Source organism: Caulobacter sp. CCG-8, assembly GCF_037402475.1.
In the GTDB taxonomy this organism is placed as follows: domain Bacteria; phylum Pseudomonadota; class Alphaproteobacteria; order Caulobacterales; family Caulobacteraceae; genus Caulobacter.
In genome coordinates this window covers 172287-198167 of the sequence record NZ_JBBEUD010000008.1, presented here as the reverse complement: position 1 = coordinate 198167, position 25881 = coordinate 172287, and the positions used below count along the sequence as shown (strand labels likewise).

General features: G+C 69.3%; 28 protein-coding genes. 14 read left to right on the top strand and 14 right to left on the bottom strand.

Features of this window, described 5'->3' with window-relative positions:
- Positions 1–147: 147 nt before the first annotated feature.
- The 3 genes from WAE60_RS10295 to WAE60_RS10285 form a co-directional block, all read right to left on the bottom strand.
- Positions 148–1089 carry an electron transfer flavoprotein subunit alpha/FixB family protein gene (locus tag WAE60_RS10295; RefSeq protein ID WP_337686159.1) on the bottom strand — a complete coding sequence of 314 codons (942 nt, stop codon included), beginning with the start codon at positions 1087–1089 and terminating at the stop codon, positions 148–150.
- Positions 1089–1835 (bottom strand): electron transfer flavoprotein subunit beta/FixA family protein, encoded by a 747-nt coding sequence (locus tag WAE60_RS10290; RefSeq protein ID WP_029907894.1) that lies wholly within the window; start codon positions 1833–1835, stop codon positions 1089–1091. The genes WAE60_RS10295 and WAE60_RS10290 overlap by 1 nt, the downstream gene beginning before the upstream one ends.
- A 180-nt stretch (positions 1836–2015) precedes the next feature.
- Entirely contained in the window at positions 2016–2705 is a 690-nt protein-coding gene (locus WAE60_RS10285; RefSeq protein ID WP_337686157.1) for a DUF4336 domain-containing protein, read from the bottom strand.
- Positions 2706–2836: 131 nt separating this feature from the next.
- Here WAE60_RS10285 and WAE60_RS10280 point away from each other — a divergent pair, with 131 nt between their 5' ends.
- Complete coding sequence (locus tag WAE60_RS10280) at positions 2837–3109, top strand: hypothetical protein (RefSeq protein WP_337686154.1); 273 nt, start codon at positions 2837–2839, stop codon at positions 3107–3109.
- A 189-nt stretch (positions 3110–3298) separates the two neighbouring features.
- Here WAE60_RS10280 and WAE60_RS10275 read toward each other — a convergent pair whose 3' ends face one another.
- Together WAE60_RS10275 and WAE60_RS10270 are read right to left on the bottom strand one after the other, a co-directional pair.
- Positions 3299–3877 (bottom strand): cob(I)yrinic acid a,c-diamide adenosyltransferase, encoded by a 579-nt coding sequence (locus WAE60_RS10275; protein WP_029907888.1) that lies wholly within the window; start codon positions 3875–3877, stop codon positions 3299–3301.
- Positions 3878–3967: 90 nt separating this feature from the next.
- Positions 3968–4165: a twin transmembrane helix small protein gene (locus WAE60_RS10270; RefSeq protein ID WP_029907886.1), complete on the bottom strand. Its 198-nt coding sequence runs from the start codon at positions 4163–4165 to the stop codon at positions 3968–3970.
- A 348-nt stretch (positions 4166–4513) separates the two neighbouring features.
- Between WAE60_RS10270 and WAE60_RS10265 the strand changes: the two genes are divergently transcribed.
- The 3 genes from WAE60_RS10265 to WAE60_RS10255 all read left to right on the top strand — a co-directional run bounded on the left by WAE60_RS10265 (position 4514) and on the right by WAE60_RS10255 (position 6072).
- Entirely contained in the window at positions 4514–4741 is a 228-nt protein-coding gene (locus WAE60_RS10265; protein WP_029907884.1) for a hypothetical protein, read from the top strand.
- Positions 4738–5385, top strand: coding sequence for a TetR/AcrR family transcriptional regulator (locus tag WAE60_RS10260; protein WP_337686148.1), 648 nt, complete (start codon positions 4738–4740; stop codon positions 5383–5385). Before WAE60_RS10265 ends, WAE60_RS10260 begins: the two co-directional genes overlap by 4 nt.
- An 84-nt stretch (positions 5386–5469) precedes the next feature.
- Positions 5470–6072: a TetR/AcrR family transcriptional regulator gene (locus WAE60_RS10255; RefSeq protein ID WP_337686146.1), complete on the top strand. Its 603-nt coding sequence runs from the start codon at positions 5470–5472 to the stop codon at positions 6070–6072.
- Between the two features lie 57 nt (positions 6073–6129).
- Here the strand turns inward: WAE60_RS10255 and WAE60_RS10250 are convergent, their stop codons facing one another.
- Entirely contained in the window at positions 6130–6468 is a 339-nt protein-coding gene (locus tag WAE60_RS10250) for a DUF559 domain-containing protein (protein ID WP_029907878.1), read from the bottom strand.
- Positions 6469–6607: 139 nt separating this feature from the next.
- Positions 6608–8215 carry a serine hydrolase gene (locus tag WAE60_RS10245; RefSeq protein WP_337686144.1) on the bottom strand — a complete coding sequence of 536 codons (1608 nt, stop codon included), beginning with the start codon at positions 8213–8215 and terminating at the stop codon, positions 6608–6610.
- Between the two features lie 125 nt (positions 8216–8340).
- On the opposite strand from WAE60_RS10245, the gene WAE60_RS10240 reads away from it, so the two are divergent.
- Positions 8341–9084, top strand: a complete 744-nt coding sequence (locus tag WAE60_RS10240; protein WP_029907875.1) for a DUF2059 domain-containing protein — start codon at positions 8341–8343, stop codon at positions 9082–9084.
- 101 nt (positions 9085–9185) lie between these two features.
- Here WAE60_RS10240 and WAE60_RS10235 read toward each other — a convergent pair whose 3' ends face one another.
- Positions 9186–9761: an SH3 domain-containing protein gene (locus WAE60_RS10235; protein ID WP_337686142.1), complete on the bottom strand. Its 576-nt coding sequence runs from the start codon at positions 9759–9761 to the stop codon at positions 9186–9188.
- A gap of 250 nt (positions 9762–10011) precedes the next feature.
- Between WAE60_RS10235 and WAE60_RS10230 the strand changes: the two genes are divergently transcribed.
- Positions 10012–11409, top strand: coding sequence for a hypothetical protein (locus tag WAE60_RS10230; protein ID WP_337686141.1), 1398 nt, complete (start codon positions 10012–10014; stop codon positions 11407–11409).
- A gap of 138 nt (positions 11410–11547) precedes the next feature.
- Here WAE60_RS10230 and WAE60_RS10225 read toward each other — a convergent pair whose 3' ends face one another.
- Together WAE60_RS10225 and WAE60_RS10220 are read right to left on the bottom strand one after the other, a co-directional pair.
- Positions 11548–12525 (bottom strand): hypothetical protein, encoded by a 978-nt coding sequence (locus tag WAE60_RS10225; RefSeq protein WP_337686140.1) that lies wholly within the window; start codon positions 12523–12525, stop codon positions 11548–11550.
- Between the two features lie 134 nt (positions 12526–12659).
- Complete coding sequence (locus tag WAE60_RS10220; protein WP_337686137.1) at positions 12660–13286, bottom strand: glutathione S-transferase; 627 nt, start codon at positions 13284–13286, stop codon at positions 12660–12662.
- A 146-nt stretch (positions 13287–13432) separates the two neighbouring features.
- On the opposite strand from WAE60_RS10220, the gene WAE60_RS10215 reads away from it, so the two are divergent.
- Both WAE60_RS10215 and WAE60_RS10210 read left to right on the top strand, forming a co-directional pair.
- Positions 13433–15136 (top strand): acyl-CoA dehydrogenase family protein, encoded by a 1704-nt coding sequence (locus WAE60_RS10215; RefSeq protein ID WP_337686136.1) that lies wholly within the window; start codon positions 13433–13435, stop codon positions 15134–15136.
- A gap of 273 nt (positions 15137–15409) precedes the next feature.
- Complete coding sequence (locus WAE60_RS10210) at positions 15410–15754, top strand: hypothetical protein (protein WP_337686134.1); 345 nt, start codon at positions 15410–15412, stop codon at positions 15752–15754.
- 56 nt (positions 15755–15810) lie between these two features.
- On the opposite strand, the gene WAE60_RS10205 is transcribed toward WAE60_RS10210, so the two are convergent.
- Together WAE60_RS10205 and WAE60_RS10200 are read right to left on the bottom strand one after the other, a co-directional pair.
- Positions 15811–16560, bottom strand: coding sequence for a hypothetical protein (locus WAE60_RS10205; protein ID WP_337686131.1), 750 nt, complete (start codon positions 16558–16560; stop codon positions 15811–15813).
- 61 nt (positions 16561–16621) lie between these two features.
- A complete protein-coding gene (locus tag WAE60_RS10200) occupies positions 16622–17122 on the bottom strand; it encodes a CPBP family glutamic-type intramembrane protease (protein ID WP_337686128.1) in 501 nt (166 codons plus the stop codon).
- A gap of 94 nt (positions 17123–17216) precedes the next feature.
- On the opposite strand from WAE60_RS10200, the gene WAE60_RS10195 reads away from it, so the two are divergent.
- Positions 17217–18767, top strand: a complete 1551-nt coding sequence (locus WAE60_RS10195) for a hypothetical protein (RefSeq protein WP_337686126.1) — start codon at positions 17217–17219, stop codon at positions 18765–18767.
- On the opposite strand, the gene arsH is transcribed toward WAE60_RS10195, so the two are convergent.
- The gene (gene arsH / locus WAE60_RS10190) at positions 18764–19504 is read right to left on the bottom strand and encodes an arsenical resistance protein ArsH (protein WP_337686123.1); all 741 of its coding nucleotides are present in this window, start codon (positions 19502–19504) and stop codon (positions 18764–18766) included. The two genes, WAE60_RS10195 and arsH, sit on opposite strands and share 4 nt — an antisense overlap.
- Positions 19505–19558: 54 nt before the next feature.
- On the opposite strand from arsH, the gene WAE60_RS10185 reads away from it, so the two are divergent.
- From WAE60_RS10185 to arsC, 3 genes are read left to right on the top strand one after another with little or no spacing between them, the layout of a single operon-like run.
- The gene (locus WAE60_RS10185; protein WP_337686121.1) at positions 19559–19930 is read left to right on the top strand and encodes a helix-turn-helix transcriptional regulator; all 372 of its coding nucleotides are present in this window, start codon (positions 19559–19561) and stop codon (positions 19928–19930) included.
- Between the two features lie 2 nt (positions 19931–19932).
- Positions 19933–20604: an MIP/aquaporin family protein gene (locus WAE60_RS10180; protein WP_337686118.1), complete on the top strand. Its 672-nt coding sequence runs from the start codon at positions 19933–19935 to the stop codon at positions 20602–20604.
- The gene (arsC, locus tag WAE60_RS10175; protein WP_337686117.1) at positions 20601–21014 is read left to right on the top strand and encodes an arsenate reductase (glutaredoxin); all 414 of its coding nucleotides are present in this window, start codon (positions 20601–20603) and stop codon (positions 21012–21014) included. Before WAE60_RS10180 ends, arsC begins: the two co-directional genes overlap by 4 nt.
- A 7-nt stretch (positions 21015–21021) precedes the next feature.
- Here the strand turns inward: arsC and WAE60_RS10170 are convergent, their stop codons facing one another.
- Complete coding sequence (locus WAE60_RS10170) at positions 21022–22557, bottom strand: response regulator (RefSeq protein WP_337686115.1); 1536 nt, start codon at positions 22555–22557, stop codon at positions 21022–21024.
- Positions 22558–22784: 227 nt separating this feature from the next.
- Between WAE60_RS10170 and WAE60_RS10165 the strand changes: the two genes are divergently transcribed.
- Positions 22785–25136 (top strand): arylsulfatase, encoded by a 2352-nt coding sequence (locus WAE60_RS10165; protein WP_337686113.1) that lies wholly within the window; start codon positions 22785–22787, stop codon positions 25134–25136.
- A gap of 217 nt (positions 25137–25353) precedes the next feature.
- On the top strand, positions 25354–25794 hold the full coding sequence (locus WAE60_RS10160) for a hypothetical protein (protein ID WP_337686110.1): 441 nt from the start codon (positions 25354–25356) through the stop codon (positions 25792–25794).
- Positions 25795–25881: the final 87 nt, after the last annotated feature.

The window sequence follows — 25881 nt, the reverse complement described above, 5'->3', positions numbered from 1 at the left end:
CACGGGGGACACACACTCACCCCACGGCTCATGGTCAAGGGGCGAGGCGGCGGGGTGAGTGTGTGTCCCCACCTTCGCCCGCGGCGCCCAAAGAAAAAGGCCCGGGATCGCGCCCGGGCCTTCTCCATTCGCGAAACCGCGAAAGCCTTACTTACCGGCCGCCGTCAGGGCGTCCATCAGTTCCGGCACGGCGGTCTTGTAGTCGGCGACCAGGCCGTAGTCGGCGATCTGGAAGATCGGGGCGTCGGCGTCCTTGTTGATCGCGACGATCACCTTGGAGTCCTTCATCCCGGCCAGGTGCTGGATGGCGCCCGAGATGCCGATGGCGATGTACAGCGCCGGGGCGACCACCTTGCCGGTCTGGCCGACCTGGTAGTCGTTCGGCGCGTAGCCGGCGTCCACGGCCGCGCGCGAGGCGCCGACGGCGGCGCCCAGCTTGTCGGCCAGGGGCTCGATCACCTTCTGGAACTCCTCGGCCGAGCCCATGGCGCGGCCGCCCGAGACGACGATCTTGGCCGCGGCCAGTTCCGGACGGTCGGACTTGACCATCTCTTCGCTGACGAAGCGGGTCTTGCCGGCGTCGGCGCCGCCGACGGTCTCCACCGAGGCCGAGCCGCCTTCGCCCGCCGCCGCGAAGGCGGTGGGACGCACGGTGATCACCTTCTTGGCGTCGCTGGTCTGGATGGTCTCCAGGGCGTTGCCGGCGTAGATCGGGCGCGTGAAGGTGTCGGCCGAGACGACATCGACGATGTCGCTGATCGGGGCCACGTCCAGCTTGGCGGCGACGCGCGGGGCGAAGTTCTTGCCGCCCGAGGTGGCCGGAACCAGGATGGCGTCATAGGCGCCGGCGACGGCCAGCACCGCGTCGGCTTCCGCCTCGGCGATCCCGTGGCCCAGGGCCTCGCTCTCGGAGACCAGCACCTTGCGGACGCCGGCGATCTTGGCGGCCTCGGCGGCGACGCCGCTGACGCCCTTGCCCAGCACCAGCACGTCCACGTCGCCCGACAGCTTCAGGGCGGCGGTGACGGTCTTGTGGGTGCCGTCGCGCAGGTGCGCGTTGTCGTTATCGGCGACGACGAGAACGGCCATTACAGCACCCCCGCGGTTTTGAGCTTGGAGACGAGGTCGGCGGCGGTTTCCACCTTGACGCCGGCCGAGCGCTTGGCCGGTTCGGCGACCTTCACGACCTTGAGGCGCGGGGCGATGTCGACGCCGTAGTCGGCGACCGTCTTGCTGACGATCTCCTTCTTCTTGGCCTTCATGATGTTGGGCAGAGACGCGTAGCGCGGCTCGTTCAGGCGCAGGTCGGCGGTGACCACGGCCGGCAGGTCGACGTCCAGGGTCTGGAGGCCGCCGTCGACTTCGCGGGTGACCTTGGCGGTCGAGCCCGAGATCTCAACGGCCGAGGCGTAGGTGGCCTGCGGCCAGCCCAGCAGGGCCGACAGCATCTGGCCCACGGCGTTGTTGTCGCCGTCGATGGCCTGCTTGCCCATCAGGACGAGGTTGGGCTGCTCCTCGGCGACCACGGCCGCCAGCAGCTTGGCCACGGCCAGGGGCTCGGGATCGGCGTCGGTCGTGATCAGCACGCCGCGGTCGCCGCCCATGGCCAGGGCCGTGCGGATGGTTTCCTGGGCTTGGGCCGGGCCGATCGAGACGATCACCACCTCGGTGGCGACGCCCTTCTCCTTCAGACGCACGGCTTCCTCGACCGCGATCTCGCAGAAGGGGTTCATCGACATCTTGACGTTCGCCAGGTCGACGCCGGTCTGATCGGGCTTCACCCGAACCTTCACATTGTAATCGATAACCCGTTTGACCGGGACCAGAACCTTCATCGGTCTACGCCGCCTCCTGGCTAGTTTTTCCTGCCTGCGCAGACGCACTTACCGCGTTGCGGCAGGTTTGCAAGTTTCCCCTGACGTAAGCGTAACGCATAAACGGTCGCTACGTTCAAACGGTTGTACGATACTTCCTCGCCCGCGTCCGCTGCGCTGCACACTTAAGGGCGGGATCGTTCAAGCCGACAGCCATCGGAACGCCCTGGCGATGAAGGCCTGGCCGTCGGTCTCGACGGGCGGGGCGTGGGCCATCACCACCTTTCGGGTCGGCCAGGCCAGGATCTTTTCCACCGCCATGCGGGCGGCGCGGCGATCGACGAAGGCGACGCGGAATTTTCGCGGGACCTCGGGCTCGGGCGCCGTCATCAGGTCCAGCCGGGCGACCACGGCGCGCCAGCCGGTGAACCAGGTCGGGCCGAAATGCTGGATCAGGTCGGTGAAGATCGCGGTGCCGCTGCGCCGGTGGAAGAACACGACCTCGGTGGTGATCCTGTTGCCCCGCACCAGGACCTGGTCGATCTCGCCGGCCCAGCCGGGGGCCGGGGCGTCCTCGAGATCGCCGTCGAAGTCGAGGTCCTTGCGCTTCTGGCGCAGCCCCAGCGTGGCGTGGAGCCTGGCGGCCGGATAGGCGCGCTGCCAGTCGGTCACGAACAGATGGTGCATGGAGTTGGGGGCGATCAGGTGCCGAACCTCGCCCAGGGCGTCGACCGCCGCCTTCAGGTCGTCCGAAAGCCGGATGGGCGACCAGACGAACAGCCCGCCGTCGGGCAGGCGGATGACGGCGGTCCGGGTCGGATAGCGGAAGCCCGCCACCACGGCGATGGAGCCTTCGGCCAGCCAGATTTCCTCACCGAACGGCTGCAGCATGGCGGACCCTCGCGCTCGCGGGCAGCTAAGCGCATCCGGGGCCGGCTTTCCAGCGCCGCCGGCCGCGACGCAGAAGCCTCTGGCCAGAAGTCTCTGGCCAGTTGGGCGGCGGCCCAGTATGAGGCGGCTCCATGAAGAGCAACATCTCCCGCCTGCAGAAGATCTTCTTCGCCGTGTTCCTCGGCGCCACGCTGAGCGTCTTCTGCTTCCACTACTTCTACGTCTGGCCGCGCGACCGCTGCGTCGCGCGCGGGCCGGAGTACGCCTGGGCGGGCAAGTGGATGAAGTGCGCCAAGCTCTATTCGATCGAGACCATCACGCACCGGCCGCTGAACGTGCCGCCGATCAACACCGACCCCAGCAAGATGGAAGGCCCCCGGGCCGAGCATTCGGCGAAGAAGTAGGTCCTCCCGAAACCCTCTCCCAAAGGGAGAGGGAGGGGCCCAGGCGAAGCCTGGGAGGGTGAGGGGTTTAAACGTCTGACGGCGTGCCGGCAGGGCGCTCGTGCGAAATCGGTGAGGGTGTAACCCCTCACCCTCCCACGCCTGCGGCGCGGGTCCCTCCCTCTCCCTCTGGGAGAGGGTTTCAAAATCCTACCGCGTCGCGCCCGGCTTCCACAGGACGTCGGCCGCGCCGTCGTCGTTGGCGCGGCGGGCGGCGACGAACAGCAGGTCCGACAGGCGGTTGAGATAGCGCAGGGCTGGTTCGCCCACGATCTCGCCCTCGGTTCCCATCAGCTCGACCAGCTTGCGCTCGGCGCGGCGGCAGACCGTGCGGGCCACGTGCAGGGCCGCGGCGGCGGGGCTGCCGGCCGGCAGGACGAACGAGGTCAGGGGCGAGAGGCGCGCGTTCATCGCGTCGATCTCGCGTTCCAGCCGCTCGACCTGGCTGTCGACCACCCGCAGCGGCTCCCATTCGGGCTTTTCGTTCTGCTCCGGCGTGGCCAGGTCGGCGCCCAGGTCGAACAGGTCGTTCTGGATGCGCTCCAGCAGGGCGTCGAGCTCGGCGTCGGCTTTCGTGTGCTGGCGCGCGACGCCGATGAAGGCGTTGGTCTCATCGACCCCGCCATAGGCCTCGACCCGCAGGGAGGCCTTGCTGACAGGCTGGCCGGTCGACAGCCGGGTCAGGCCCTTGTCGCCGGTGCGGGTGTAGATGCGGTTCAGCGTCACCATCGGCGGACCCCTGCCTAATCTATCTGAACGCGAACGATCTCGAGCGCGTCGCGCAACCGAACGGACCCTCGTCCATTGAGAGAACGACGGTCAGTGATTGCGCCACCAGAAGGCGGCGACCAGCACCAGCACCGCCACGAACTGCAGCGCCACGCGCAGGCGCATCAGCTTGTTAGAGTAGGAACGCCCGAAATCCCCGCCCCGGAACAGGGCGTAGATGCCGACGCAGAGGGTGATCAGGACCGCGGCCAGCGCGATCGGGATCAGGAAATCGAACAGGTGGCTCATGGCGGCGGAAAGTAGGCCCTCGCTTCAGGCTTGGCCAGAGCGCCGGAGGAAGGGATCGCAAGCTTGGCCGCGCGAGTCGGTCGCGCGTGCATCCTTGGGTTCCATACCAGGATTCGCCGACTCTGTTCGTTGAGTGCATTTGTCGCAGTGACCCCGCGAGAACGGTACCATACATGACAGAAACGCTGCTGTTCGATGATTTTGGTTCGGTTTTTTGGTTGCGCGCCCTTGCAGCAGGGGATAAACGCGCCACCTTCAAATTCCAGTGCGCGTTCGTTGAACATGATCAACTCCTCACCGCAGGTCATGTCAGCGCCCATCCTCAGCGGGGAGGCAGGAGAAAACCGAATGGCCCAGAGCGCTTGCGCCGCTGTCGCCGACTTCTCCGCGTCCGAGCGCGAAGACGCCATGGCGGAAGTCCGCCAGTTGATCATCGACCTGCGTGACGCCGCGCAGGACGGACGCGCCCTGGCGCGTCGCTACGCCGACGTCCTCACCGCCGTCGTCGACGAATATTGCAATGAATTCGAGAAGCGCGCCGAAGCCGCGCTTGCTCGCCTGGAGACTGCCCAATGAGCTTTGTTTCGCTGAACATCGAGTCCCCGACCGAAACCCCGGTCAAGCTGACCCGCCGGGCCCTGGCCAAGCAGCGCACGCGCGAACGCGTCCTGTCGGCCGCCCGTCGTCTCTTCACCGAGCGTGGCTACGAAGGCGCGACCATCCGCGACATCGCCCAGGCCGCCGGCATGTCGACGGGCGCGGTGTTCGCCAGCTTCTCGGACAAGAGCGAGCTGTTCGACGAGATCCTGACCGCCGACTACGAAGTCATCTACGCCCAGATGAAGCAGGCCAGCCTGGCCGCCGCCACCGTGGAAGAAGGCGTCATCGGCATGTTCGCCGTGGCCTACGGCTTCCATGTCGAGCAGCTGCCGCTGCTGCAGGCCAGCATCGCCGTGTCGTGGACCCGGTCGGAAACCGCCGAGCGCCGCAACCGTTCGCACCTCAAGCACATCTTCAACCTGCTGAACGGCGTGCTGACCCGCGGCGTCGAGCGCGGCGAACTTAAGGGTGAAGCCGACGTTAAGCTGCTCGCCGAGATCATCTGGGACGTGTATGTGGCCAACTATCGCCGGGCGATTTTCGACGCCTGGTCGGTCGAAGCACTGCTGTCGCGACTTTCGGATCAACTGAAGGTCATCCTGGCGGGCGCGCGCGCGTAAGATCACGACCTGGGGCGGACGCTCTTAGTCGGGGCGTCCGCCGCCGGGACAATAGTACGACGCAGGCTATCCGGGGGGACATGCGTGGGCGTAAGAGACGAGCAGAAACAGGCGACGCGCGAGAAGGTTCTCGGGGCCGCTCGCGACCTGTTCAACGAGACAGGCTACGAAGAGACCACCATCCGGGCGATCGCCGAACGGGCCGGGGTTTCTGTCGGCAGCGTCTTCACCACCTTCGCCTCCAAGGCGGAGGTGCTCAGCCACGTCATGGATAAACGCCTGGGCGACCTCTACGCCGAGTTCGACCGGGTCGTGCCCTTCCTGCGCGGCTCGACGGCCGACCGGCTGTGCTCGATCTTCGCCATCCACTACGAGTTCGAGACCCGGCGGGTGAAGCTGTTCCTGGCCCACATCGCGGCCTCCTACAGCCCCAGCCAGGACCCCGGCGTCACGCCGTACGGCCGCAACGAGCCCCTGACCGAGATGCTGCGCGACGTCCTGCTGGGCGGCGTCGAGCGCGGCGACGTCCGCCCCGACCTCGACCCGCAGCTGGCCATCGACGTGCTCAAAGCCGCCTACGCCTGGAACTACCGCCTGGCCGCCTGCCGCCAGGCCACGGCCGCCGAGCTGTCGGCGATGATGGACAAGCAGATCCTGTTCATCGCCCAGGGGTGGCGGGTAACCTAGCACCCTCTCCCTTGGGAGAGGGAGGGGCCCGCCGCGAAGCGGTGGGAGGGTGAGGGGTTAAAACCTCAGCCGGAGCGCCGCGCCAATGGCCTCGGCGGCTCCACCGGGATCGGACAGCACGGCCTCGTTGTCGAACCGCAGGACATGGAAACCGCAGCGCTCCAGCACCTCGGTCCGGGTTTGATCATGCAGGAAGCGATCCTCGTGTGAAGCGCCGTCGAGCTCGACGATCAGCTTGGCGTCCCGGCAAACAAAGTCAGCGAAGTAGCGGTCGATCGGAACTTGGCGACGAAACTTGTACCCGTCGAGGCGGCGTCCACGCAGGATCGCCCAGAGCCTTTCTTCGGCCAAGGTTTGGCTCTGACGCAGGCGACGGGCGTTGACGATCCGGTCCACGGCGAGAGCTTGGCCTTGGCCCGGCCAATGGCAAGCGAAGTAACGGGCGTTTCGCTTTTCGCGGCTTCACCCCTCACCCTCCCAACGCTGCGCGTTGGGCCCCTCCCTCTCCCCTTCGGGAGAGGGCGCCTGTAGCCCCCTACAACCGCACCAGCTTCAGATCCTGATAGTCGTACGAGAAGTCCGCCAGCGGCGAGACCGCCCGCATCGTGGCGCCCGTCACCGCCCCGTCCTTCACCGAGAACACCACGAAGGCGTCCTCCTGCGAGCGGTCTTCGAACCGCGTCTTGAAGGTGTCGCCGTCGAAGGTCTCCAGCGCGCCGCGCAGGGCGGGGGTCTTGTCGAAGGCGATCTTCAGCCCGGCCTTCTTGCCCTTGCTGGACACCGAGACGGTGACGGTCCCGTACCAGGGGTCGCGATAGGTCCCGGCATAGGCGGCCAGCGGCAGGGTGGGGGCCACGCCGCCGCCCTTGGGCGTCACCGCCTCGGCGGCCTCCTTGATCGTCTTGGCGTCGTTCTCGGCCTGGACCTTCCGGCTCGACGCGATCCAGTCGAAGTCGCTGCGCCCCTGCAGCCGGTCGGGACCGCCGTAGCGCAGGGACCGGAAGACCGGCGCCTCCTCGGCGTTGGTCATCACCATGATCCCCGACTTCCGGCCCGGCAGCAGGCCGGTATAGGAGATGAAGCCGGCCAGGCCGCCGGTGTGCCAGACGATCTTCTCGCCGCGGTGGTCGTTGACGAACCAGCCCAGGGCGTAGGCCTGCAGCGAAGCGCGCACCGGATTGTCGGCGGTCGGGCCGTCGGACCAGGCGGTGATGGTCTGGGGCTTCCACATCTCGCGGCCCGAGGCCTCGGTCCACAGCTTCACCCCGCCCGGCGTCGTGCCCAGGCCCAGCTGGACCTGCATCCACTTGCCGATGTCGCGCGGGCTGGCGTTGAGGCCGCCCGCCGCGCCGGCCGAGTCGAAGCTGCCGTCGAACGGCAGCACCGTCTGCGGCCCCAGGCCCCGCACCGGCGGACCCATCCGGGCGTGCGGCTCGGCCCGCGAGCGGCCGCCGATCAGCGAGGGCAGGGGCACGCTGTCGGTCATCTTCAGCGGATCCAGGATCCGCTTCTGGATGAACACCTCCCACGGCGCGCCGGTGACGGCGGCGATCACCTCGCCGGCGGCCACGTACAGCACGTTGTCATAGGCGTAGCCGCCCCGGAACTGACCGCCGATCGGCAGGTACTTCAGCCCCGCGACGATGTCGGCCCGGCTGTGGGTGGGGTTGGGCCAGATCATCAGGTCGCCGGCCCCCAGAGTCAGGCCCGAGCGGTGGCACAGCAGGTCGCGCACGGTCATCAGCCTGGTGACGACCGGGTCGCTCATCTCGAAGGCCGGGAGGTACTTGGTGACCGGGTCGTCCCATTTGACCTTGTCCTCCTCGACCAGCATGGCCAGGGCGGCGGCGGTGAAGGCCTTGGTGTTGGAGGCCACGCCGAACAGGGTGGAGTCGGTGACCCTGTCCGGCGCGCCCAGGCGCTTGACGCCGTAGCCCTTGGCCAGGGTGATCTCGCCGTCCTCGACCACGCAGATCCCCAGGCCCGGCTCGTCGGGGAAGGCGGCCATGACCTCCTGGGCGAACTGGTCGACCGCCGCGCCGGCCTTGCCGGCCTGGCGTGCGAAGGCCGGTTTCGCCAGCGCCGCGGCCCCGACGGTGGCGAAGGCCGACAACAGGGCGGCGCGGCGGGTGGTGGCGATCATGGTGGCGTCCCGGAAAAGTCAGGCCCGCACTGAAGCCTAGCCGCGGAGTCGGGGCAAGGCGGAGCGCGGCGCCTGGGCGGGCGCGCGAAGCGGTGCTATGGCGGCGACCATCGAGGGGGAGTTCCGTGATCCAATTCCGCAAGGCCGTCCTGTCCGGCCTGGGCGTCGTCGGCCTGCTGGCGGGCGCGTCCCCGGTCTGGGCGCAGGCCGCGCCGCCGGCTCAGCCGCAAGCCCAGACCCAGATCCAGGCCCAGGCGCCAGGCCAGACCGACGCCGAGAAGCTGCAGGCCCTGAACAGCGCGGCGGTCGCCGTCGCCCTGGGGACGCAGCCGATCCCCGCCGACCAGCTCGCCCTGGGCGGCCGCTTCGTCAAGGCGATGAACATCCGCGCCGGCCTGGACGAGACCTTCAAGCAGGCGCTGGCCCCGGCGCGGGACATGACCCTCCAGGGCCTGAAGAACGCGCCGCCCGAGCAGAAGGCCAAGTTCATGGCGGCCCTCGACGACGCCCTGACGGACACGCGCCGCGACATGGTGGACAAGATCATCCAGGGCCTGGACCGCTACTACGCCGCCCGGCTGACGGCCGAGCAGCTGACCGGCGCCCTGGCCTTCTACGAGTCGCCCCTGGGCCAGAAGACGGTGCGCACGCCCGACGCCCTGACCGAGGCCGAAAAGCAGGAGGCGGGCATGACGATGATGCGCAATCCGGCGATCCTCGACGTGCTGGGCGCCACGATCGGCAGCATCGAGCTGAGCCAGTCCCTGAGCCTCCGCGAGGTGTCCGGCGCGACCGAGCGGTTCAAGGGGCGGCTGTGCGCCGCGCTCAAGCCCCGGGGGATCGCGTCCACGGGCTGCCCTAAGGCCTGAGGCCGGAACGCAGCGAGCCCGCCTGCCGGGGGGACAGACGGGCTCGCCTTACGCTTACTGCACCCGGGCCCGACGCTAAGCGGCCCGTTCCGGAAGGACGCTTACGCCCGGTAGACGTAGGCGCTGGAGACGTAGCCGACGCCCACGCCGTCCTGGCCGACCAGGATCCACTTGCCGTCGCCGGTGCGGCCCAGGGCCTGGAAGGTCTGGCCGGCCTGGACCGTGCCGACGGCCTCGCCGCGGGTCGAGGCGGCGGCGCGCAGGTTCAGGTTCGAGCGGGCGACGTACTTGCCCTTGATCTTGGTCATCGGGGCGGCGTCGACGCTGTTCGAAACCCGGATGCCGTTGCTGGTGTAGACGCCGCCGGCGTTGTTCGCGGCGCGGGTCTTCTGCATCTGGCAGCCGGCGTAGGAGCCGGCGCCCGCGCCGACCACGGCGCCGATGGCGGTGCCCGTGCCCCGGTCGTTCTTGGCCAGCTTGTTGCCGGCGACGGCGCCCAGCAGGCCGCCGATCACGGCGCCGGCTTCCTGCTTGCCGCCCGAGGCGTTGCAGCCGATGACGCCGCCCAGCTTCTGCGACATGGCGCTGGCGGTGGTGGGCGCCGTGGCCAGGGTCAGGGCCGTGGCGGTCATGGCCAGGCCGGCGATCGCTTTCTTGAAGGTGATGGTCTTGGTCATGGTCTTCGTCCTTCGTCCCTTGAATGGTCCGGAGCCGTCGGCCCCGTGAGACGCACCATGCCAAGGCGAAGCTGAACCGCGCCGACAGCTGGACCGACAGAATTCGTTCATCTGAGAATTTTTCGGGAGGCGGCGTCCGCGCGCCCCCGGCTCCCGCGCTCTATTGACGGTCGAGCCGCGCGGTGAATACTACCCATGAGGGCGGCGTCGACGAATGTGCGCGAAAGTCGTCCCTATGGGAGGAACGGCTATGCGCAAGATTGGTCTGATCGCGACGTCCGGACTGCTGGCCCTGACGGCGGCCTGCAACCAGGCGTCCAACACGGCGGGCGAAGGCGCGACCCCGCCCAAGGCAGCGGGCGTGGTGACGCCGGTGCCGCTGCCGGTCGGTCCGAACTTCCCGGTGCCCACCGCCACCATCAACGGCTGGATCGACGCCGGCGACACCGCCTCGATCCGCGGCCACGCCTGGAGCCTGTGGCAGGCCATGGCCGCGCCGTCCGGCCAGAAGTTCAACGATCAGGAGCTGCCGATCTGGGAAACCTGGGCCGGGCCCAACGACGTGTTCCCCACCAACCTGGCGGCCGTCCAGGCCGGCACGAACGGCGTCAGCCTTGAAGCCCGCCTGGCCAAGCCGCGGGTGATCCGCAACTTCGCCGCCCCGCTGCAGTTCCACCACGCCAAGGGCGTCAAGCTGGGGGCGCTGGGCACGTTCGGCAATTCCGACGTCACCGCCGACAACAAGTTCAACCCGCAGGCCGCGACCTTCATCGACTCGCCGCAGGCAGGGCCGGGCGGGGCCAAGTACGACTACAGCACCCAGTCGGGCCTGACCAAGCTGAACGCCTCGTGGCCGACGGGGACCACGCCCCAGAACCGGGGGATCAACGAGTTTCCGGTCCAGGCCATCGAGCTGAAGCCGGTGTTCGGCACGGTCGCGGCCAAGGGCCTGACGGTGCAGCCGCTGTGGCAGGGGCCGGGCGGCTCGACCAACCCGACCAATCCGACGATCCGCACCTGGACGACCTGCATGCTGGTCTCGCCGGACGGGACCGGCCCGGTGCGGCCCGCCACCCCGGCCGAGATCGCGAGCGTCAGCACCGCCGGCACGGCCTGCAAGACCTTCCTGTGGACCCCGCTCAGCACCCTCTACGCGGTGCGCCTGACCGCCCCGGAAGCCAAGAACTTCGCCGCCGCCACCGGCAAGACCGTGGCCGAGGGCGACTACGCCGTGCTGCTGGCCATGCACGTCAACACCAAGGAGATCCCGTTCTGGACCTGGCAGACCTTCTGGTGGCAGCCGGGCGGCGACACGCCCAACGGCTTCCCCGGCAGCAAGCAGGGCCAGCCCACCTCGCTGGGCGGCCCCTGGAGCAACTACGCCGCCTGTACGGCCTACAACCAGACCACCACGCCCAGCAGCCAGACCATGCAGGTCTGCTTCAATCCCTATCTGGAGACCGATCCCAGCATCCCGGCCGGGATCACCTCAAACTGCATGAGCTGTCACGGCGTGGCGGTGGTGGGTAACAGCCAGCCCTATCCGGCCAACTACAACAAGCCGATCGCCTTCTTCACCGACCCGACCTACTTCAGCACCACGGTCACCCACACCGACTTCTCGTGGGCGGTGGCGACGTCGCCGTAGGGGGCGGCCCCCAACGTTGTCATCCCGGAAAGCGCGCAGCGCTTGTCCGGGACCCAGGTGAACCGCAAGGCCTCAGCCCAGTCCCCTGGATCCCGGACAGCCTCTGCGAGGCTTCCGGGATGACAGCGTGAGGGGCCCTCAGACCGCCTTGTCGACCTTGTCGCCGATCACGTAGGGCTCGAGGATGGCGCGAGGCGTCCCGTCCGTGCGCGGCGCGTCCTTGCGGGCCTTTTCGGCCTGTTCCTTCGCCTCGGCCCGGGCCTCGGCGGCCTTCCGCAGCATCCTGAGGGCCGCCGCCGCGAGGCCGTCGCCCCGGTCGGGCGAGGTGAGCGCGTCCAGGGCCTGGGCTTCGGGCGAGGCGTCGTTCGCCGCCGCCGCGCCATCGTCGGCGACCTTGGCGCCGGTCTTGACCGGGGTTGCGGTCTTGCCCGACCTGCCCTTCTTCTCGGCCTCGTCCATGGCGATCATCTGGTCGACATCGACGATGTCGACCTGCATCTGGGCCTTCCACTGGTCCAGCGAGGTCGCGCCCGCGCCGATCGTGCCGTCCGCGCTGGCCGTGCCGGCGAAGACCATCTGCTGCTCCAGCGGCGACAGGGCGTTCAGGTGCGCCAGGTTCTTGCGCGGCACGTTGGAGCGCATGTCCTGCGACAGGCTCCAGCGGTTGAAGTCGTCGGCGGCCTTGCGGATTTCCGTGCTGATCGCGCCGCCGTCCATGATCGCGGCGTAGGCCTTGCGATCCTCCGGACTGCTCTGGGTCCACCAGGTCCTGTCGTCGTCCAGGAAGATCGCCTTCTGCACGTCGACATAGGCCTGGACCTGTTCGGCCTTCGGGACGCCGGACCCGTCGGCCAGCTTCAGCAGCAGCGACTTGATCCGGTCCAGCGGGCCGGCCGAGGGGGCGTCCTGGGCGCCGGACGTCAGTTGCTCGACGGCGTCCTGCATCGGCATCGCGGCCAGGGCGGCCTGGGCCGCGCGGGCCTCGGGCGACAGGGTCACGGTCACGGCCGGCGCGGCGGGCGGCGCGGCTTGCGGCGTGTCGGCCGGCGTGGGCGTCGGGACTTGCGCGGCGGCGTTCGGCGCGGCGGCGTTCGGCGTCGTGGCGGAAATCTGCACGGGCGCTCCAGGACTGCGCCGAGGGGGCTCGGCCCCGTCAGGCTAATCCCGGAAGCTAAACCAGAAGTTACGCGCAGTGTCAGGTTGCCGTCGCGGGGGCCGCCCTTTCCCGCTGGGAGAGGGCTCTCGGGGCGCTACTCCCCCAGCTTGTAAGGCCCGCTCTTCTCCAGCGCCGTCTTCCACGCCGGGCGCGCGTGCATGCGGCCGATCCAGGCTTCCAGGTTCGGATAGTCGGCCAGCTTGCCGTGGGCCTTGGCGACCTCGGCGACGAAGCTCATCTGGATATCGGCGCCGGTCAGGCCGTCGCCGACGAAGAAGTCGCGGCCCTCCAGCGCGCCGTCCACATAGGACAGGTGGTTGGCCATCTCGCTCTCGATGCGCGGATGCAGCGGCGCGCCAGCCGCGCCCAGCCGGCCGACATACATCCGCAGCAGCATCGGCAGCATGGCCGAGCCCTCGGCGTAGTGCAGCCACTGCTGGTAGGCGTCGTAGTCCGCGCTCGCCGGGTCGGGCGCCAGCCGGCCGCCGGCATGGCGGCGGATGACGTAGTCGGTGATCGCCCCGCTCTCGATGATCGTCGTGGAGCCGTCGGTCAGCACCGGCGACTTGCCCAGCGAATGGACGTGCAGCAGGGCGGGCGGGGCCAGGCGGGTCTGGGGATCGCGCTCGTAGAAGCGGATCTCGTAGGGCAGGGCCAACTCCTCCAGCAGCCACAGTATGCGCTGCGAGCGCGACTCGTTGAGGTGGTGGACGACCAGCATCTGTTTCTCTCCCCTGGGCCCTGGTGAACGCGCCCGGGGAACTTTCGCCCCCGTCGGACCGATTTATGTTGCAGTGCGGCATTGCTCGCAGCTGCGAAAGGCTCCACAGTGAAAGAAAACAACTGTTTGCCGCACGGGAGCAAGCCATGACCCCCCCAAATCCTCAAGGAGTGGTCGCCCAGGAAACCAGCCTCATCCTGCCGGGCCTGACTGTGCTGCTGCGTGAAGCCGCCGGCGCGGCCCAGCTGTTCGTGGCCGAGGCCAAGCCCGAGGTGAAGGCCGCCATCACCGGCGCGAACGGCAAGATCGACCGCGCCCTGGCCGACGAGCACCAGCATCAGGTCCACGGCTACGGCTGGTACGCCGCCTATGCCGAGCTGATGAACCAGGTCGCCGGCTGGGCCGAGCGGCTGGAGGCGGAAGGCCGGTTCGGCGAGATCGAGGCCCTGCTGGCCCAGCTGCTGTTTTCCGAATACGCCGCCCAGCTGATCGGCGGCGTCCCGATGAACCAGGGCGAGATCGTCCGCCCCGCCCACCTGGTCAAGGACCGGGGCGTCATGAACCGCCTGTTCTCGAACGGCATCATGAAGCTGATGGTCGAGGGCGGGACCCAGGCCGTGAAGACCCGCGTCGCCAAGCGCCTGGCCGAGGCGCGCGGCCGCCCGACGCTGGAGCACACGGGTCTGGACGAGACCTTCGAGATGATCCGCGACCAGTTCCACGCCTTCGCCGAGGAGAAGGTCACGCCCTTCGCCCACGACTGGCACCTGAAGGACCAGCTGATCCCCATCGAACTGGTCGAGGAGCTGGGCGCCCTGGGCGTGTTCGGCCTGACCATCCCCGAGGGGTACGGCGGCAGCGGCCTGGGCAAGACCGCCATGTGCGTGGTGTCCGAAGAGCTGTCGCGGGCCTGGATCGGCGTCGGCTCGCTGGCCACGCGGTCGGAGATCGCGGGCGAGCTGATCCTGACCGGCGGCACGGAGGAGCAGAAGCAGTACTGGCTGCCGAAGATCGCCGACGCCTCGATCCTGCCGACCGCCGTCTTCACCGAGCCCAACACCGGCTCGGACCTGGGGTCGTTGCGCACCCGCGCCGAGCTGAAGGGCGACCAGTACGTGGTGGCCGGGAACAAGACCTGGATCACCCACGCGGCCCGCGCCGACGTCATGACCCTGCTGGTCCGCACCGACCCGGCCACCACCGACTATCGCGGCCTGTCCATGCTGCTGGCCCCCAAGCCGCGCGGCGTCGACGGCGACGACTTCCCGGCCCAGGGCATGAGCGGCGGCGAGATCGGGGTGATCGGGTATCGCGGCATGAAGGAGTTCGAGCTGGGCTTCGACGGCTTCGAAGTGCCCGCCGAGAACCTGCTGGGCGGCGTGCCCGGCCAGGGCTTCAAGCAGCTGATGGCCACCTTCGAGAGCGCCCGCATCCAGACCGCCGCCCGCGCCGTCGGCGTGGCCCAGGCGGCGCTGGAGACCGGCCTCGGCTACGCCCTGGACCGCAAGCAGTTCGGCCAGGCGATCTTCGAGTTCCCCCGCGTCCACAACAAGCTGGCCATGATGGCCGCCGAGATCATGGGCGTGCGCCAGCTGACCTATTTCGCCGCCCGCCAGAAGGACGAGGGCAAGCGTTGCGACCTGGAGGCCGGCATGGCCAAGCTGGTCGCCGCCCGCGTCGCCTGGGCCGCCGCCGACAACGCCCTGCAGGTCCACGGCGGCAACGGCTTCGCGATGGAATACGTCGCCAGCCGCCTGCTGGCCGACGCCCGCATCCTCAACATCTTCGAGGGCGCCGGCGAGATCCAGGCCCAGGTCATCGCCCGGCGCCTGCTGGAAGAGGGGAACTAGGCGCCCAAAGAAAAAGCCCGCGAACCGGGTTCGCGGGCTCTTTTCTGCGGCGGAGGCCGGCGCGCTTAGGCGGCGCGCTGGGCCTTGATGGCCGACAGGGTCAGGACGATCAGGCTGAGCATTGGTTTCTTCCGTTCTCGGTTGGACGGGACATCAAATCGTCCCCATGCGCCCCATATGGATGACAACGTTGTCATTTTCAAGGGGTTTTGCTGCGACGCAACATCGCGGGTCGCCCCTTGGCGCCGGCCGTCGCTTCCCCATCTTGAAGGCATGACGGCCCTTCGCCCCACCTTCGCGGTCTTCGCCCTGATCGCCGCCGTCGCCTGCGCGGGCGAAGCCCAGGCGCAGGCGCCCGCGCCCAGGCTCTCCCTGGCCTCGCCCAAGCCCCTGGACCTCAAGGCGCCCGGCCTGCCGGTGCTGTATTCCCGCGCGCCGACGCCGCTTCCGCCCGGCGTGGCGCGGACATCGGTCGAGGGCAAGGCCGGCGACGCCCTGCTGGGCGCGGGCCTGCTGTGCGGCCTCCAGCCCAACGCCGACGACAGCGGCGCCGGCCGGGCGCGCGGCTACGACCCCGACGGCAAGTTCGTGGGCGCGAAGCTGGGGTTCAGGTTCTAGTGGGTGAGCGTCTGCCTAGGGGCAGACGTCATCGCGGCAGTCGGTGCTGCAATCGGCTAGAAGAGTGCTGTTGCTCCAGCCCAGATGGCGCCGAACGCCTGGACTTTCATGGTAGCCAACTCCGTATCGGCTCGTTGAATGGTTGCTGGCGACCGTTGGGCGAAGTCCTTTAGAGACTGAGTGAGTATCCATGCTGCCGTCGCGTCTATAATGATCAACCTGTCATGAAGCGACCGAGCCGCAGCCAATCTCGCTTCCAATGGGCGGGTTGACCCGTACTGCTGGATCCACTTACTTGCGGCAGTCTTGAGGGTAGGCTTTACGGCTGCAGCGTCTGATAGCAACTGAACCCGAACCCCGGGCGGTACCAGTTCCGCTACCTCTATCACTGCTGTAGCGTCCATGTAGGGGTCGACGATCAGTACGGAGCTAGTGGCCTCGCGGACTATTTTGGAGATCGCCGCATAGGCATCGAGCGATGCTCCGGTTGTGACAAAAGCCCCTTGCGTGCTCACCGGCAAGTCGATCTCAAGCATCGCTAGCACTTGGTTCAAGACCAATATGATCTGTTTGGATTGGGTCTCCGGTCTTATTGACGCGACAAGATTTTGAACCGCGTTGTCAATGCGGAGACTTTCCGCCGACACTCCCGTCGCGGCCTTCACCAATGCCGTAGCCTTGGAAAGCCACTGGATTGTCGCGGCCGGAAGGTTCCACTCGCCATCGTATCCCTCAAGATCGGGTGCATTGGCCAACAGCATTCCGAGTTGGTGATAGATTGCCTGCGGCGAGAGCGTCGGTTTCATCGTCGAAGCGTAGCCGACATTCTCGTTGAAGTCCGCAATGGGGCGAAATCAGGCTCGCCCCCTACAGCCTCACCCCGCCCAGCCAGGTCTGCCACACCACCACGAAGCCGCCGTGCAGCAGCACCGCCGGCCACAGCGAGCCCGAGCGCCAGCGCACCCAGGCGCAGCCCAGGCCGAGGATCGCGGTGCAGGCCAGGAAGTCCGGGCGCAGGAACAGGCCCGCCTGGGGCAGGAAGGTCAGGGCCTCCAGCGGATGCCAGGCGACGTAGAGCGCGGTCGAGACGGCGATGGCGATCCACGGCCGACGGTCTTCCTCGCGGCTGGGGACCAGCAGGCCGCGGAACGGGATCTCCTCGCCCAGGGCGGGCACGAACAGCACGGTCAGCAGCCGCAGGGGCAGGCCGGGGACGGTCGGGGTCAGGGCGTAGAGCCCGGTCGAAAAGCCGATTGCCGCCATCAGCCCGCCCACGACCCCGGCGACCAGGCCGCACAGCGCCCAGCCTCGCGCGTCGGGCAGGGTGGTCAGGGACCGGCGCAGGCGCTGGAGCAGGATCGCGGGCATGGCGCCACCCTAGCCCATGCGCCGCCGTCCCCAAGCTTGAGTTTGGACGCCCGGGCGCCCTAACCTAAGGGCGAGTGGCTTTCGGGGGACGGGGATGATCGAGAAGCGGGACGCGGCGGCCGGGGACGGCCGGACCGGTCGTCGTGACGTGATGGCGGGGCTGCTGGCGCTCTCGGCCATGGGAGGCGCCGCCGCGCGCGCCGAAACGACCGGGACGGGCTCGTGGCGACGGGCGGAGACGCCGCGGTTCGTGGTCCACGGCATCGTGGGCGAGGACGTGCTGCGCGACTACGCCGCCAAGCTCGAGGACTTCGACATGGTCCTGCGGTTCATGCACCGCCTGCCGGTCGACGCCGTGCCGCCGCGCAAGCTGGACGTCTATCTGGTGCGCGGCACGCCGGCCCTGCGGCGGGCCATGCCGGGCGCCGACGAGACCCTGCGCGGCTACTACACCACCTCGGCCGGCGGCATCGCCTGCGTCGCCATCGTCGGCCGGGCCAAGGAGGTCGAGAACGACGACGTGATGCTGCACGAGTACGTGCACCACTTCATGAAGCAGTACTTCAACTACGCCTACGCGCCGTGGCTGGTGGAGGGCTACGCCGAGTACTTCATGACCACGGCGTTCGACGGCGACAGCATCGTGGTCGGCAAGTTCAATACCAACCGGGCCTCCTGGCTGATGCAGAGCCGCTGGATGCCGCTGGACAGGCTGCTGACCGAGGCGCCCCGGGTCGACGAGCCGACGGCCGATACCTACTACCCGCTGGCCTGGCTGCTGACCCACTACCTGATGAGCGACCCGGCCCGCTACGCCCAGCTGCAGGCCTATATGAAGGCGGTCGGCGAAGGGACGCCGTCGGTCAAGGCGATGGAGGCGGCCACCGGCAGGAGCCTGGCCGACCTGCAGAAGGACCTGCACGACTACACGCACACCAACCTGCCGGTCCAGGTCTTCACCCGCAAGCGCGCCCGCTCGGTCGAGGTGACGGTGACCACGATGCCGGCCTCCGCCGACGACCTGCTGCTGGAGGCGGTCCGGATGATCTCGCCGCCCGGCGACCTGGCGGCGCGCAAGGCCTTCGCCGAGGACGTGGCCAAGCGTGCGGCCCGCTATCCCGACGACGGCCTGGCGCAGCGGGCCCTGGCGCGGGCCCGGCTGCAGGCCGAGGACTTCGCCGCCGCCGACGGCGTGATCGATCGACGGCTGGCGGCCGCGCCCGAGGACGTCGAGGCCCTGGAGCTGCAGGCCCAGATCCTGATGGAGACCGGCGACGCCGATCCCGCCCGCAAGGCGGCGCTGTACAAGCAGGCCCAGGGCGTGCTGGGCCGGGCGTTCAAGATCGACGGCGCCCGCTACCAGATCCTGCTGGCCTACGCCCGGAGCCGCTCGCTGTCGCCGGGCTATCCCAGCGACAACGTGATGGAGGGGCTGCTGCTGGCCAACGAGCTGGCGCCGCAGGTGTCCGAGGTTACCTTCAGCGCGGTCCAGGCCCTGGCGATGCGCGGCGACTACCGGCGCGCCGTGGCCCTGCTCAAGCCCCTGGCCAACGACCCGCACGACGGCAGCGACGCGGCGCGCCAGCTGCTGACGCGGCTGGAGGTCGAGGCGGGCCGGTCAGGACCCCAAAAGGCGGCGGGCTAGGGCGCGGCGGGCGCCGTCTCGTGGCGCATGGCCTCGGCGGCCAGCGCCACGTGCTCGGGGATGCGGCCGCTGGCCTTGCGCTCGCTGTAGCGGTCGACGAGGTAGTCGGCCCGGTCGCGGGTCAGCAGGGTGAACTTCACCAGCTCCTCCATCACGTCCACCACCCGCTCGTAGTAGCTGGAGGGCTTCATCCGGTCGTTCTCGTCGAACTCCTTGTAGGCCATGGCCACCGACGACTGGTTGGGGATGGTGATCATCCGCATCCAGCGTCCCAGCAGGCGCAGGGTGTTGACCGCGTTGAACGACTGCGAGCCGCCGCTGACCTGCATCACCGCCAGGGTCTTGCCCTGGGTCGGCCGGACGCTGCCGATCTCCAGCGGGATCCAGTCGATCTGGGCCTTCATGACGCCGCTGATCGCGCCGTGCCGCTCGGGGCTGCACCAGACCTGGCCTTCCGACCATTGCGACAGGGCGCGCAGTTCCTGGACCTTCGGGTGGTCGGGGCCGGTGGCGTCGGGCAGCGGCAGGTCGCGCGGGTCGAAGATGCGGGTCTCGCAGCCCAGGGCGTCGAGGATGCGGGCGGCCTCCTCGACCAGCAGGCGGCTGAACGAGCGCGCCCGCAGCGACCCGTACAGCAGCAGGATGCGCGGCGGATGGGCGGACGGCGCGGCGACGTCGAGCCGCTCCTGGTCGACCTGGGCCAGGAACTTCGGGTCGAGGGCAGGGAACGGGCTCACGGGCGTCTCCAAATGCGTCATTGAACTGTCAGATATTTCCAGCATATTGGAAATATGGAATCGAAGCCCGCTGTCAACATGCTGTCCGCCCTCGGCCACGAGGGGCGCCTGGCGATCTTCCGCCTGCTGGTGAAGGCCGGTCCCGACGGGATCGCGGCGGGCGACATCGCCCGGACGCTGGACGTCCTGCCCAACAGCCTGTCGGCCAACCTCAACGTCCTGTCGCACGCGGGCCTGATCGTCTCGCGGCGCGAGGGACGGTCGATCATCTATTCGGCCGACTACGACGCCATGAGCGGCCTGCTGGGCTTCCTGATGGAGGACTGCTGCAACGGCGCGCCGGAGATCTGCGCGCCGCTGGGCTCGATCCTGGCCCGCGTGAAGGACTGCGGCCCGGCCTGCGCGCCCGTCGGTTCCGGCGGCTAGCCGTGAGGTTCAGCGTCGCGCGCCGCCTCGTGGCGGAAGGGCTCGGCTCGGCCCTGCTGCTGGCGGTGGTGATCGGCTCGGGGATCATGGGCGAGCGGCTGGCCGGCGGGAACGTCGCCATCGCCCTGCTGGGCAACACCCTGGCCACGGGCGCGGCGCTGGTGGTGCTGATCCAGGTGTTCGGGCCGATCTCCGGCGCCCACTTCAATCCGGCGGTGACCCTGGTGTCGGCCCTGCGGCGGGAGATGCCGTGGCGCCTCGCCCTGGCCTATCCGCCGGCCCAGGTGGCGGGCGCGGTGCTGGGCGTCTGGGCGGCCCACGCCATGTTCGGCGAGCCGATCCTGCAGGTCTCGACCAAGCTGCGCGACGGCGGGGCCCAGGCCTTCGCCGAGGTCGTGGCGACCTTCGGCCTCGTCGCCGCCATCCTGGGCGTGAGCCGCTTCCGGCCCGAGAGCACGGCCATGGCCGTCGGCCTCTACATCACCGCCGCCTACTGGTTCACGGCCTCGACCTCGTTCGCCAACCCGGCGGTGACCCTGGCCCGCGCCCTGTCGGACACCTTCGCCGGGATCGCGCCCTCCAGCGCCCCCGCCTTCATCCTCGCCCAGTTCGTCGGCGCCCTCCTCGCGGCGGGCGTCTTCGGCTGGCTCCTCAAGCCGGACACGACCCCATGAGCGACGCCGACTTCCCCATCGTCATCTTCCACAACCCGGCCTGCGGGACCTCGCGCAACACCGTCGCCATGGTCCGGGCCGCCGGCTACGCGCCCCAGGTGGTCGAATACCTCCAGGCCGGCTGGACCCGCGACCAGCTCCGCGACCTGGCGGACAGGGCCGGCCTGACCTTGCGCCAGCTGCTGAGGGAGAAGGGGACGCCGGCGGACGAGTTGGGACTGCTGGCCGAGGGCGTCGACGAGGCGCGCCTGCTGGACGCCATGGTCGAGCACCCGATCCTGGTGAACCGGCCCATCGTCGTGACGCCGAAAGGGGTGAAGCTGTGCCGGCCGTCGGAGGAAGTGCTCGACCTGCTGGACCGCAGGCCCGAAAGCTTCACCAAGGAGGACGGCGAGGTCGTGAAGCTCTAGCGGTCCGCTAGGCCGCGGCCTCGGCGTCGCCGTCTTCGTCCCCATCGTCATCACCCAGCAGGGCCGACAGCACCACGGCCAGGCGTTCCGGCTTGATGGGCTTTTCGACCACGTCCTGCATGCCGGCGGCGATGTAGGTGGCCACGTCGTTGGGATCGGCGTTGGCGGTCAGGGCGACGATCGGCGCCTGGCCGGCCCGGCCGGGCAGCTCGCGGATGGCGCGGGTGGCGGTGACGCCGTCCATGCGCGGCATCTTGATGTCCATCAGGATCAGGTCGAAGCGGCCCGACTTGGCGGCCTCGACGGCCTCGACGCCGTCGGCCACCTGTTCGGACGTGCAGTCGAACATCTCGCACAGCGCCTCGGCGACCATGCGGTTGGTGGCGTTGTCGTCGACGATCAGGATGTGGGCCGAGCGGGCGTCCAGCACCGGCTCGTCGTCGTGCTGGTCGGCGAGGATCGCCTCCGGCACGGCCACGGCGAACTGCAGGGTCAGGCCGGCGCCCATGTTGGCCTCGGCCCGCAGCGGGCCGCCCATGGCGCGGGTCAGGCCGTGGGCCAGGGCCATGCCCACGCCCAGGGCCAGCTCGTTGCTGTCCTCGATGCTGCCGGCGCCCAGCGGGGCCAGGACGCGCGCCAGGCGGGCCTCGGCGGCGCCGGGGGCGTTGTCGCGCACGCGGCCTTCCAGCAGCAGGCCGTTCTCGACGGCGTGGGCCTTGAGGCTGGCCTCGATGACGCCGCGGCCGCTGGCCAGGGCGCTCTCGATCAGGGCGTCGAACACCTGTAGCACGCGGTCGGCGTCGATCAGGGCGGCCGCGTCGGGCGGGCCGTCGTAGGAGAACAGCAGGGTCGAGCCGCCCTCGGCGGCGCGGGGCGCCCAGCGGGCCTCGACGGCGTCGCTGAGGTCGCGCAGCAGGGCCGGGGCGGGCGACAGGGTCAGGCCGCCGGTCGCGGCGCGGCGCAGGTCCATGGCGCGGCCCAGCACCTGGCTCATGTCGCGGCTGGTGTCGCCGATGGCGCGGACATAGGCGGCGGCGTCGGGCGTCAGCCGCGACTGTTCCAGCCGCTCGGTGAAGGCCAGGACGCCGTCCAGGTGATGGCCGATGTCGTGGGCCATGCGCTCGACCAGGGCCATGGCCTCGTCGGCCTCGCGCTGGCGGCGGCGGTGGGAGGTGAGCAGCGACTCCAGCCCGCCGACGCCGACATAGTCGCCGGCCTCGTCGACGGCGACATAGGCGCTGCGGAAGATCGGGGTGGTGCTCTGGGCCAGGCGGTCGACGAAGTCGGCGGCGGTCACGCCGGCGGAGACGGCGCGCGGCTCGCGGTCCATGACCTCGGACACCGGCCGGTCGGCCAGGGCGGGGGCGACGGCCATCTGGGCCAGGAAGACGTCGCGATAGACCAGGCCCGCCGGCTTGCCGTCCACGACCACGGGGAGGGCGGCGGCGCGCGGAGCGGCGTCGAACATCGCCACGACCTCGGCGCACGGGGTCGCGGGGTCGATCGGGGCTCGGCGGTCGATAAGGCGGGCGAGCGTGTCCATGCGGCCGTTTGGCGGAACGTCTTTGGGACCTCACCTTCGCCTGTTGGCGTTGCGGAGTCGTAAATGGTCAGGGTTTTTGGGGATTTGGAGTCGAACGGGGCGGTCGCCGTCGCCGCGACGGAAAACCGGGAGATGCGTCGATCGCTCTAGGGGCTTCACCCCATGGCGAGCCGGCCGCCGCGCTGGCTAGCTCCTGCGCGAGTTCGACCGCTTTCCAGGAGACCGCCATGGCCGACGCCACCGACCGCTCGCGCCTGCCTCTGCCCGAGCCGCCATTCCAGGGCGTGATCGGCAAGACCTACCTGGACTCCAAGGAAGACTGGCCCAAGGTGCCCAAGCCGCCCGAGGGCGCGCCCAACGTCATCGTCATCCTGCTGGACGACGTGGGTTTCGGCCAGGTCAGCACCTTCGGCGGGCCGGTGCCGACCCCGGCCCTGGACAAGCTGGCGGCGCGTGGCCTGCGCTACAACCGCTTCCACACCACGGCGATCTGCGGACCGTCCCGCGCGGCCCTGATCACCGGGCGCAACCACCACAACTGCGGCGTGGGCTTCCTGTCGGAATGGGCGACGGGTTTCCCCAGCTACAACAACATGATCCCCAAGAGCACGGCGACCATCGCCTCGGTGCTGCGCGGCAACGGCTACGCCACCTCGTGGTTCGGCAAGAACCACAACACGCCCGACTGGGAGAGCAGCGTCGCCGGGCCCTTCGACCGCTGGCCCACGGGCCTGGGCTTCGACTACTTCTACGGCTTCATCGGCGGCGAGACCCACCAGTACTATCCGGTGCTGTTCGAGAACACCGTCGCGGTCGAGCCCCACAAGTCGCCCGAAGAGGGCTACCACTTCATGGAGGACATGACCGACCGGGCCATCAACTGGATGCGCTACAGCAAGGCCGTGGCCCCGCAGAAGCCGGTCTTCCTCTACTTCGCCCCCGGCGCCGCCCACGCCCCGCACCATGCGCCCAAGGCCTGGCGCGAGAAGTTCGCCGGCCAGTTCGACGCCGGCTGGGACGCGGTGCGCGAGGCGACCTATCGCCGTCAGCTGGAGGCCGGGGTGATCCCGCCCGACACCGCCCTGACGCCGCGCCCCGACTGGGTGAAGCCCTGGGACAGCCTGTCGGCCGACGAGCGCAGGCTCTACGCCCGGTTCATGGAGAACTTCGCCGGCTACCTGGCCTATGCCGACAGCGAATGCGGCCGCCTGATCGAGGCGGTCGAGGCCCTGCCCGACGCCGACAACACCCTGATCCTCTATATCGTGGGCGACAACGGGGCGAGCTCGGAGGGCGGCTTCACAGGCACGGTCAACGAGATCATGAACCTCAACGGCGTGCCCTCGAAGCTGGAGGACAATCTGGCCAAGCTGGACGAGATCGGCGGGCCCGAGACCGAGCCGCACTATCCGCTGGGCTGGGCCTGGGCCGGCAACGCGCCGTTCCAGTGGGTCAAGCAGGTGGCCTCGCACCTGGGCGGCTCGCGCAATCCGATGGTCGCCGCCTGGCCGGCCAGGATCACCGACCACGGCGGGGTGCGCGACCAGTTCACCCACCTGATCGACATCATGCCCACCATCCTGGACGTCGCCGGCATCCCCGCGCCGGCCTTCGTCGACGGGGTGGAGCAGAAGCCGCTGGACGGCGTGGCGATCACCTCGACCTTCGCCGACCCCAAGGCCCGGCCGGTGCGCGAGCGGCAGTATTTCGAGGTCTTCACCAACCGGGCGATCTACGACAAGGGATGGATCGCCTGCGCCCAGCACACCCTGCCGTGGCGCCAGGACCTGGCTCCCGGCCACTGGGAGAACGATCGCTGGGAGCTGTACCACCTGGACGAGGACTTCTCCGAAGCCAACGACCTGGCCGCCGTCCATCCCGACAAGCTGGCCGAGCTGAAGGCGGTGTTCGACGAGGAGGCCCGCAAGAACAACGTCTATCCGTTCGACGACCGGGGCTCCGGGCGCCTGGCCACGCCCAAGCCCTCGCCGGGCGGGGCGGACCCGAACCGCACCCACTTCACCTACTACGCCGGGGCCTCGCGCCTGGCCGAGACGGCCTCGCCCAACACCAAGAACCGCTCGCACCGGATCACGGCCGAGATCGAGATGCCGGAGAAGGGCGGGGAGGGGATCATCCTGGCGGCCGGCGGCGCCTCGGCCGGCTACGCCCTGTACGTCCAGAACGGCAAGCTGGTCTATCACTACAACTGGTTCGAGAAGGCGCGCACGGATCTGGTCTCCAGCATCTCCGTGCCGCCCGGCCGCAGCACGGTCTCGATGGAGTTCGCCTATGACGGCGGGGGCCTGGGCAAGGGCGGCGAGGCGGTGATCGGCATCGACGGCAAGGAGGTCGGGCGGGCGCGGATCGAGAACACCGTCGCCGGCCGCTTCGGCATCGACACCTTCGGGGTGGGCTCGGACACCGGCTCGCCGGTGGGCAAGAGCTACAAGACCCCGTTCCGCTTCACCGGCAAGGTGCTGCGCGTCGACGTCGTTCTGGGCCCGCGCGAGCTGTCGCCCGAGGACGAGGCCAAACTGCACCGCATGCACACCGCCTTCGCCGACAGCCACGAATAGCCGGCGGTTTCTCCCCCGACCCCGGCTACGACTTCAGGCGGTCACGCGGCGACGCGTACCGCCTGTTCTTTTGGCAGGAAGGTGGGACGTCGCGCGAAACCTGCCGTAGAGCGCTCGACGAAATTCCCTTCATACGGGTGACATGTTCGCGACGCCACCATCGGGCGTGGCCGCACTCCGCGGTCGATTGCCCGAACCCTGGATCGAGGACCCACCGATGCCCCAGTCCATCAAGCTGAAACTGACGGTCTATCAGCCCGAGATCATGGCCGGCCCCGGCGAGCAGGTCGGCTTCGAATACGACCTGACCCTGGTCGTGCCGGACGAGCTGGTCGCGAAGACGACCGGGGATCCGGCGGCCTCGATCTCGACGGCGCGATGCGAGGTGGTTCCGGTGACCGGGACGCTGGAGTTCCCCAACCCGGCCGCGCCGGTCATCTCGCCGTTCACCGGCGTGCTGTTCATCTACGACAACGCGCCGCTGATCGGCTTTCCGCTGACGGTGGTCGCGGCCAGCACGGGCGACCTGCTGAAGTTCAACATGAACCTCTGCTTCCCGGCCTCGCCCCTCTACAGCTACAGCGGCGCCATCATGTTCGGCGAGTGGCCGGGGCCGCTCAGCAACGTCACCGCCAGCTTCCTCTGCCCGCAGACCTGATCCCGGACCCCCAAACAGAAAGGGCGACGGATCGCTCCGCCGCCCTTGGTAGGGCGCTCCCGGGTCGCCCCGGGAGCGATGGTTCGA